The sequence below is a fragment of the Mesorhizobium sp. M4A.F.Ca.ET.050.02.1.1 genome, from assembly GCF_003997725.1.
Classification (GTDB): domain Bacteria; phylum Pseudomonadota; class Alphaproteobacteria; order Rhizobiales; family Rhizobiaceae; genus Mesorhizobium.
This window is the reverse complement of record NZ_RZSG01001374.1, coordinates 1-692: the sequence shown is the minus strand read 5'-3', so window position 1 is coordinate 692 and position 692 is coordinate 1. Positions and strand designations below refer to the sequence as shown.

Here is a 692-nt window from a genome sequence, read left to right as displayed (position 1 = left end):
GATATCCGGACCCGTCCCGCACGCCATATTCCTCGAAGGCAAAGACGCCGCCATCCTTGCTGAAGCCAAGGATTTCCAGCTCGGCGACGTCGCCTGCGCCGGCCGTGGCGACGGTGGCGAGCTGAGCGAGCAGCCATGTGCAAATCAGAACGGGAATTCGCATGGACTTGTCGCTCCAGCCGGCAGGATTGGATCATGCCTATCATGTCATGATGAACAGGACGTGCCGTACAGCCGCGATGCATCCAATCTGGCCGTCGATTGTTATTGTCGGCAGCTTCAGCGGAGGATCACCATGACCGACACGAGCAAAATTCGCGGGCATATGGAAGTCGTCGGTGCCGACGGCGTACATGTCGGCACTGTCGAAGAGATCGAGGGGAAGCGGATCAAGCTGACCAAGGCTGACAGCGGTCAGGGCTCCCACAGAGGGCATCACCACTATATTCCCTTGAGCCTGGTAGCCGAGGTTGAGGGCGAGAAAGTTTGGCTGTCGGCCAATTCGGATGTCGCGGTGAGCTTCGAGGAAGAAAAGTCCGATCCCACCTGATCCACCAGGCCTCAGTCAGCGCGACGACCAGACTGGAAACAGATCGCCCGAAGCCGGCGTCGCGGCGTGGACGCCGCGGCTGATCGCGCGCGCCATGGTGGCGCCGGCGGTGGCGGAGAGATCGATGGCCGCGTCGGCGGTG

Annotated in this window: 1 protein-coding gene and 1 pseudogene; one reads left to right on the top strand and one right to left on the bottom strand. The window is 61.7% G+C overall.

Annotated elements, in window-relative coordinates; translation table 11 throughout:
* The first annotated feature begins 295 nt into the window (after positions 1-295).
* Positions 296-550, top strand: coding sequence for a DUF2171 domain-containing protein (locus EOA33_RS37600; protein ID WP_126054827.1), 255 nt, complete (start codon positions 296-298; stop codon positions 548-550).
* A 15-nt stretch (positions 551-565) separates the two neighbouring features.
* Here EOA33_RS37600 and EOA33_RS41210 read toward each other — a convergent pair.
* Positions 566-692: pseudogene (locus EOA33_RS41210) on the bottom strand (peptidase T4); the annotation flags it as partial.

Coding starts and splice junctions, on each gene's coding strand:
- EOA33_RS37600 (WP_126054827.1), top strand. CDS start 296: ATGACCGACACGAGCAAAATTCGCGGGCATATGGAAGTCGTCGGTGCC.